Source organism: Actinosynnema sp. CA-299493, assembly GCF_050946825.1.
Lineage (GTDB): Bacteria > Actinomycetota > Actinomycetes > Mycobacteriales > Pseudonocardiaceae > Actinosynnema.
Window position 1 is genome coordinate 4141318 of record NZ_CP191993.1, and the last position, 8981, is coordinate 4150298.

Consider the following 8981-nt stretch of genomic DNA (forward strand, 5'->3'; position numbering starts at 1 on the left):
ATGACCGACCAGAAGAAGCTGCACGACTACCTGCGCCGGGTCACCGCGGAGCTGGAGCAGACCAGCGACCGCCTCCGCGAGGCCGAGCTGCGCGACGGCGAGCCGATCGCGATCGTCGCCGCTGCCTGCCGCTACCCCGGCGGTGTCCGCTCGCCGGAAGACCTGTGGCGGCTGGTGGCCGAGGGCGGCGACGCGGTGACCCCGTTCCCCGAGGACCGGGGCTGGCCCGCCGACCTGCACCACCCCGACCCGGACCACCCCGGCACGTCCTACGTGCGCCACGGCGGCTTCCTGCACGACGCCGCCGGGTTCGACCCCGGCCTGTTCGGCATCAGCCCTCGCGAGGCGCTGGCGATGGACCCGCAGCAGCGACTGCTGCTGGAGGTCACCTGGGAGGTCTTCGAACGGGCGGGCATCGACCCGCTGTCACTGCGCGGCAGCGACACCGGCGTCCTCGTCGGCGCGGCCTACTCCGGCTACGGCTCGGCCGCCTACGACGTGCCCGAAGGGGTCGAGGGGCACCTGCTCACCGGCAACGCGGGCAGCGTCGTGTCCGGTCGCCTCGCCTACACCTTCGGCCTGGAGGGACCCGCCGTCACCGTCGACACGGCGTGCTCGTCGTCGCTGGTGGCGCTGCACCTGGCGGTCACCGCGCTGCGTCGCGGTGACTGCTCCCTGGCCGTCGCGGGCGGTGTCGCGGTCATGCCGACGCCGGAGGTGTTCACCGCGTTCAGCAGGCAGCGCGGGCTCGCCGCGGACGGCCGCTGCAAGTCCTTCGCCGCCGCCGCCGACGGCACCGGCATGGGGGAGGGCGTCGGTCTGCTGCTGCTGGAACGGCTGTCGGTCGCCCGCCGCAACGGGCACCGGGTCCTCGCCCTGGTGCGCGGCACCGCCGTCAACTCCGACGGCGCGTCCAACGGCCTCACCGCGCCCAACGGGCCGTCGCAGCGCAGGGTCATCCGCAAGGCGCTGGCCTCGGCCCGGGTGCCCGCCAGCCAGGTCGACCTGGTGGAGGCGCACGGCACCGGCACGGTCCTGGGCGACCCGATCGAGGCGCAGGCGCTGCTGGCCACCTACGGTCAGGAGCGGGACGAGCCGCTGTGGCTGGGGTCGGTGAAGTCCAACATCGGGCACACCCAGGCCGCCGCGGGCGTCGCCGGGATCATCAAGGTCGTGGAGGCGGTGCGCCACGGTGTGCTGCCCGCCACGCTGCACGTGGACGAGCCGTCCCCGCACGTGGACTGGAGCAAGGGGAACATCCGGCTGCTCGCCGAGGCCAGGCCGTGGCCTGAACTCGACCGGCCGCGCCGGGCGGCGGTGTCGTCGTTCGGCATCAGCGGCACCAACGCGCACGCCGTGATCGAGCAGGCACCGGCACCGAAGCCGCTGCCGGACAGCCCCGAGTCCGCCGGGGTGGTGGCGTGGCCGCTGTCCGGCCGCACCGCGCAGGCCCTGCGCGACCAGGCGTCCCGGCTGGCCGCGCACCTGCGGGCCAATCCCGACCTGGACCCGCGCGACGTGGGTTTCTCCCTGGCCACCGGCCGCGCCGCCCTCGCGCACCGCGCGGTGGTGGTGGGTTCGTCGCGCGAGGAGCTGGCGGCCGGGCTGGACGCCGTCGACAGCCGGGGCGAGGCCGTTCGTGGCGGGACCGCGTTCCTGTTCACGGGTCAGGGTTCGCAGCGGGTCGGGATGGGTCGTGGTTTGGCGGCGTCGTTCCCGGTGTTCGCCGAGGCGTGGGCCGAGGTGTTGTCGCACTTCCCGGCTGAGGTGCGGGAGGTGCTGACTTCCGATGACGATCGGATCGACCAGACTGCTTTTGCCCAGCCTGGTTTGTTCGCGGTCGAGGTGGCGTTGTCGCGGTTGTTCGCGTCGTGGGGTGTGACGCCGGATGTGGTGGTGGGTCACTCGATCGGTGAGGTCGCCGCTGCTCACGTCGCCGGTGTGTTCTCGCTTGCCGACGCTTGCCGGTTGGTGGTGGCGCGGGGCGCGTTGATGCAGGCGCTGCCCACCGGCGGTGCGATGGTCGCGGTGGAGGCATCGGAGGACGAGATCACCCTGTCCGACGGTGTGTCGTTGGCGGCGCTGAACGGGCCTCGTTCGGTGGTGTTGTCCGGTGATGAGGAGCCGGTGCTTGCGTTGGCGGCGGAGTTCGCGGCGCGGGGTCGGCGGACGAAGCGGCTGACGGTGAGTCACGCGTTCCACTCGGCGGGGATGGACGCGATGCTGGACGACTTCCGGGCTGTGGCGGCGTCAGTGTCGTTCGGCGAGCCTCAAGTGACCTTCCTGTCCACTGTGGATGATGGTTCGGTCGCGGATCCGGAGTACTGGGTTCGCAATGTGCGGCAGACGGTGCGGTTCGGCGATGCCGTCGCGCGGTTGCAGGGTGTGGCGCGGTGTGTGGAGGTCGGGCCGGACGCGGTGTTGACCGCGTTGGTGCCGGACTTGCCGTGTGCTCCCGCTTTGAGGGCGGACGGGGATGAGGTGGTTACGGCCGTCTCGGCTCTGGGCGCGGTGTACGCCACGGGCGGGGTGGTGGACTGGTCGAGCCTGCACGCAGGTGGCCGGACCGTCGACCTGCCCACCTACGCCTTCCAGCACGAGAGGTTCTGGCTCGACCCCCTTCCCGCACGCACCGCCGCGCCGTCGGGGGCGGAGACCTGGCTCTACCGCACCACCTGGCACACCACGTCCGTCCCCCCGACGCGTTCCCTGCCCGCCGGGTGGGTCGTGCTCCACCACGACGCCGACGCCGACTCGGTCCGCGCCCTGTGCGACCGCGGCGCGACGGCACTCCCGGTGCCCCGGGACGCGGATCGGGCGGCGCTGGCCGACGTGCTGCGCCAAGCGGGTCAGGTCACCGAGGTCGTGGCCCTGCCCGGCACGTCTGCCGAGGCGCTTGCCCTCGTCCAGGCCGTCGGCGACGCCGGCGTGGGCGCACGGCTGTGGTGCCTGGTGACCGATGACGACTCCGACGCCACCGAGGCCGTGGCGGGGCTGGGACGATCGGCCGCGATCGAGGTCCCGGACCGCTGGGGCGGGCTGGTGCGGGTGCCCGGCGCGCCGGACGCGCGTGCCTGGGACCTCCTCGTCGCCGTTCTGGGTGGCGACGAGGACGAGGTGGCCGTCCGCGCGGGCGAGGTCGTGGCACGTCGCCTCGTGCGGGCGACCGGTGTGAACGAGCGGTGGACGCCGCGCGGCACCGTGCTGGTCACCGGCGGCACCGGCGCGCTGGGCGCGGAGGTGGCTCGCTGGGTGGCCGGCGCGGGTGCGCAACGGCTGGTGCTGGTCAGCAGGCGCGGGCAGGCCGCACCCGGTGCGGCCGAACTGGCGGCGGAGCTGTCGGCGACCGGTGTCGACGTGGTGATCCGCTCGGCGGACGCCGCGGACCGCGACGCCCTCGCGGCCGTGGTCGCCGAGTTCCCGCCCGACTCCGTGGTGCACACGGCGGGCGTGCTGGACGACGGCGTGCTGGACGGGCTCACCGCCGAGCGGTTGGCCACCGCGTCCGCCCCGAAGCGGGACGCCGTCCGCGTGCTGGCCGAGCTGACCGGCGACTTGGACGCGTTCGTGGTGTTCTCGTCGGCCGCGGCCACCTTCGGCGCGGCCGGTCAGGGCAACTACGCCGCCGCGAACGCGGAACTCGACGCTTTCGCGCGCCGCAGGACCGCCGACGGCCACCCGACGACCTCGGTCGCGTGGGGGCCGTGGGCGGGCAACGGCATGGCGGCCGACCGCAAGGCCGCCGAACGCACCGCGCGAAGCGGGTTCACCCCCATGTCCGCCGGAGCGGCGCTGGACGCGATGGCCGTCGCGGTCGGCTCCCGGCTGCCCTCGGTCACCATCGCCGACGTCGACTGGGACACCTTCGCGCCCGCGTTCACCGCCACCCGCCGCTCGCCGCTGCTCGACGGCGTGCGCGAGGCGCGTCGTGCGCCCGCCGCCACCTCTGCCTGGGCGGACCGGGTCGCCGGCCTGCCCGAGGCCGAACGCGGTCGCGCGGCGCTCGACCTGGTCCGCGAGATGGCGGCGGCCGTGCTGGGTCATGCCTCCGCCGCCGCGGTGCCCGCCACCACGGCGTTCCGGGACCTCGGTTTCGACTCGCTGACCGCGGTGGAGTTCCGCAACCTGCTGGGCGCGGCCACCGGCCTGTCCCTGCCCGCGACGCTGGTCTTCGACTTTCCGACCCCCGCGGACCTCGCGGACGAGCTGGTGCGCTCGACCCGCGGCGCCGCACGGGTCGAAGCGCGGGCCACGACCCGTTCCGACGACGAGCCGATCGTCATCGTCGGCATGGCGTGCCGGTTCCCCGGCGGGGTCGCCGACCCCGAACAGCTCTGGGACCTGCTGGCCGCGGGCGGTGACGCCGTTTCCGGGTTCCCGGCCGACCGGGGCTGGGACCTCGACCGGCTGTTCCACCCCGATCCCGACCACCCCGGCACCTCCTACGTCCGCGAGGGCGGGTTCCTGCACGGCGTGGCGGAGTTCGACGCGGAGTTGTTCGGTATTTCGCCGCGTGAGGCGTTGGCGATGGATCCGCAGCAGCGGTTGCTGTTGGAGACGTCGTGGGAGGTGTTCGAACGCGCCGGGATCGACCCCCGCTCGGTGCGCGGCGCCGCAGGCGGTGTGTTCGTCGGGACCAACGGCCAGGACTACCTCCCCCTGATCACCGGGTCGAACGAGATCGTCGACGGCTACATCGCCACGGGCATCGCCGCGAGCGTGGCGTCCGGCCGGCTGTCCTACGCGTTCGGGTTGGAGGGTCCGGCGATCACGGTCGACACGGCGTGTTCGTCGTCGTTGGTGGCGTTGCACTTGGCGGCTCAGGCGCTGCGGTCGGGTGAGTGCGACCTGGCGTTGGCCGGCGGCGTGACGGTCATGTCGACACCGGGTTCCTTCGTGGAGTTCTCGCGGCAGCGCGGGTTGGCCACCGATGGCCGGTGCAAACCGTTCGCCGCTGCGGCGGACGGCACCGGCTGGGGTGAAGGCGTCGGAATGCTGTTGGTGGAGCGGCTGTCGGACGCCCGCCGGTTGGGTCATCCGGTGCTGGCAGTGCTGCGAGGCAGTGCGGTGAACCAGGACGGAGCATCGAACGGACTTACGGCGCCGAACGGTCCGTCGCAGCAGCGCGTGATCCGGCAGGCGTTGGCGAACGCGGGCCTGGAACCGTCCGAGGTGGACGTGGTGGAGGCGCATGGCACCGGTACGACGTTGGGTGATCCGATCGAGGCGCAGGCGTTGTTGGCCACTTATGGTCAGGAGCGGGAAACCCCGTTGTGGTTGGGGTCTGTCAAGTCGAACATCGGGCACACGCAGGCTGCGGCCGGTGTCGCCGGTGTGATCAAGATGGTGCAGGCGATGCGGCACGGGGTGCTGCCCAAGACGCTGCACGTGGATGCGCCTTCGCCGCATGTGGACTGGTCCTCGGGTGCGGTGGAGCTGATCACCGAGTCCCGTCCGTGGCCTGTGGTGGACCGCCCGCGCCGCGCCGCCGTGTCGTCGTTCGGTGTGAGCGGCACCAACGCACACGTGCTGCTGGAACACGTGGACGATGTGGAAACGGCCGTTGAGGAACGACCGGAGCCGTCCGCCGTGCCGTGGGTGCTGACCGCAGGGTCACCGACCGCGCTCGCCGAGCAGGCCGCCCGACTGCGGGCCGCGCTCACCGCCGACCTGCCGTCGATCGACGTCGCCCACACCCTCGCGACCGGTCGGGCCGCGATGCCGCACCGAGCCGTGGTCATCGGCCGCGACCGGGACGCGCTCCTGGACGGCCTGTCGGCCCTCGCCCGCGACGAGGCGTCACCCGCGTTGGTGCGTGCTGTGGCGGGTGAGCCGGGTCGGGTGGTGTTCGTGTTCCCGGGTCAGGGTTCGCAGTGGGTCGGGATGGCGTTGGAGTTGGCGGAGCAGTCTTCAGTGTTCGCGGAGCGGTTGGCGGAGTGCGCTGCCGCGTTGGAGCCGTTCTGCGACTGGTCCTTGCACGAGGCTTTGCGTGGTGAGGTGTCCCTGGACCGGGTTGATGTGGTTCAGCCGGTGTTGTTTGCGGTGATGGTGTCGTTGGCGGCGTTGTGGCGTTCGTGGGGGATCGAGCCTGCTGCTGTGGTCGGCCACTCGCAGGGTGAGATCGCGGCTGCTTGCGTGTCGGGTGCGTTGTCGTTGGAGGATGCGGCGCGGGTGGTGGCGTTGCGTTCTCGGGTGTTGCGGCGTCTGGCGGGCCGGGGCGGCATGGTGTCGATCGCGGCCTCTGAGTCCGAGGTGCGGGCGCTGATCGGGCCGTTCGGTGAGCGGATCTCGATCGCGGCGGTGAACGGGCCGTCGGCGGTCGTCGTCTCGGGTGAGCCGGACGCGTTGGACGCGTTGGTCACGGATGGCCTGCGGGCGAAGCGGATCGCGGTGGACTACGCCTCGCACTCCGCGCAGGTCGAGGAACTGCGTGAGGAACTGGCGGAAGTACTGGCTTCGATCACACCTCGTACGGGTGAGGTGCCGTTGTACTCGACGCTCACCGGCGAGGTTGAGGACGGGTCGGGGCTGGACGCCGACTACTGGTTCCGGAATCTGCGTTCGACGGTCGAGTTCGCTTCGGCGGTGGAGCGGTTGGCGGGTGACGGTTTCGGTGTGTTCGTGGAGTGTTCGCCGCACCCGTTGTTGACGATGGCGGTGCAGGAGCAGGCCGAGGACGTGATCGCGGTCGGCTCGCTGCGCCGGGACGACGGCGGGCTGGACAGGATGTTGCTGTCGCTGGGTGAGGCCGTCGTGCGCGGAGTTACCCCGAACTGGGCGAACGTGATCCCCGGCGGTCGGCGGGTTGACCTGCCCAGCTACGCGTTCCAGCGGCGTCGGTACTGGCCTGGCGCCACTCGCGCCGCCGTCGGGACCGATCCGGTGGACGACCTGTTCTGGGAGACGGTAGAGCGCGAAGACCTCGACGCCCTGTCCGGCGCGCTGCACGTGGATTCCGATGCCGGCTTGGCCGACGTGCTCCCCGCGCTGGCGGCCTGGCGGCGTCGCGGGCGCGAGCTGTCCGCGCTGGACTCCTGGCGGTACCGCACGACCTGGCACGCGCTGCCCGACACCGCCTCCGGGCTCACCGGCCGGTGGCTCGTGGTCGCCCCGGCCGGGACCGATGACGACTGGTGCGGGCAGGTCGTGGCCGCGCTGGACGCGGGTGGAGCCGAGGCCGTCCGCATCGACGTGACGCCCGGTGCGGAGTCGACGGCGGCGGTCGAGGGCTCCTGGGTCGGAGTGGTGTCCCTGCTGGCGCTGGACACCGCTCCGCTCGCGGACCACCCGCAGGTGCCCGCCGGTCTCGCCGGAACCACCGCGCTGATCCGCGCGCTCGCCGAGGTCGACGCGCCGCTGTGGTGCCTGACCCGGCAGGCCGTGGCCACCGGTCCCGGAGAGGCGCCGGACCCCGTCGCCGCGCAGGTCTGGGGTCTGGGCCGGGTGGCCGCGCTGGAGCACCCGCGCCGCTGGGGCGGCCTGGTGGACCTCCCGGGGACCGTCACCGGCCGGATCGCCGAACGCCTCGTCGGTGTCCTCTCGCGGGGTGACGGCGAGGACCAGCTCGCCGTCCGCACCTCGGGGGTGCTCGCACGCCGACTGGTGCGCGCCCCGCTCGGTGCGGTGCCCCCGCGGCGGCAGTGGAAGCCCACGGGCACCGTGCTGGTGACCGGTGGCACCGGCGCGCTCGGCGGGCACGTCGCCCGCTGGCTCGCCGGACGCGGCGCGCCGCACCTGCTGCTGGTCGGCAGGCGGGGCGAACAGGCTCCCGGTGCCGCCGAACTCGCCGCCGAGCTGCGCGGGCTCGGGTCGGAGGTCACCGTCGCCGCCTGCGACACCGCCGACCGCGCCGCGCTCGCCGCCCTCCTGGACCGGCACCCGGTGACCGCGGTGTTCCACGCCGCCGGGGTGCTGGACGACTGCGTGCTCGACGGCCTCACCCCGGAGCGGCTGGCCACGGTGCTGCGACCCAAGGTCGACGCCACCCGCGCCCTGCACGAGCTGACCCAGGACCTCTCGGCGTTCGTGCTGTTCTCCTCGTTGGCCTCCACCACCGGCGGCGCGGGGCAGGGGAACTACGCCGCCGCCAACGCCTACTTGGACGCGTTCGCCGAGTGGCGGCGCGCGCAGGGGCTGACCGCCACGTCCGTCGCGTGGGGCGCGTGGGGCGGCGGTGGGCTGGCCGAGGAAGGGGTGCGTGCCCAGCGGATGCGCCAGGGCGGCTTGGCCGCGATGGCGCCCGAACCGGCCGTGGCGGCGCTGGAGCAGGCGCTCGACCACGACGAGGCGGTGCTGACCGTCGCGGACGTGGACTGGTCGCGGTTCGTGCCCGGGTTCACCGCCGCCCGGCCCAGCAGGTTGATCGCGACCATCCCGGAGGCCGCCGCGATCGAGGCCGGTCCGGCGGAGCGGCGTGAGGCCGAGGTCGGCGGACTGCGCGCCCGACTGGCCGGGGTTCCGGTGGAGACCGCGACTGAGCTGGTGCTCGACGAGGTGCGCGACCAGATCGCCGCCGTGCTCGGGCACACCGGCAGCGACCGCATCCCGCCCGAGCAGGCCTTGAAGGACCTCGGCTTCGACTCGCTCACCGCCGTCGACCTGCGCAACCGGCTGGGCGCGTCCTGCGGTCTCGACCTGCCCAGCACGCTGGTGTTCGACCACCCCACCGCGAACGCCATCACCCGGTTCCTGTGCGCGCGGCTCGTGGACGGAGCCGATCCGTCGGTCGCCGCGCTGCGCGACCTGGCCGGGCTGGAATCGGCGCTCGGCGCGGACGCGCTGGACGAGACCACCCGCACCCGCATCCTCATCCGCCTGCGCGCCCTGCTCGCCGACGACACCACGACCGAGGTCGGCGAAGGCACAGCGGACGCGCTCGACGACGCCACCGACGACGAGATGTTCACCCTGCTCGGGACCAAGTTCGGCATCTCCTGACCGCACCGCCGCAGTCCAGGACCAGCCCGAGCGATTAGCTGAAG

Annotated in this window: 1 protein-coding gene; it reads left to right on the forward strand. The window is 73.3% G+C overall.

What is annotated here, in order from left to right; all coding sequences use genetic code 11:
• The first annotated feature begins 30 nt into the window (after window positions 1–30).
• Window positions 31–8937, forward strand: a complete 8907-nt coding sequence (locus ACQPYE_RS17640) for a type I polyketide synthase (RefSeq protein ID WP_498722936.1) — start codon at window positions 31–33, stop codon at window positions 8935–8937.
• Window positions 8938–8981: the final 44 nt, after the last annotated feature.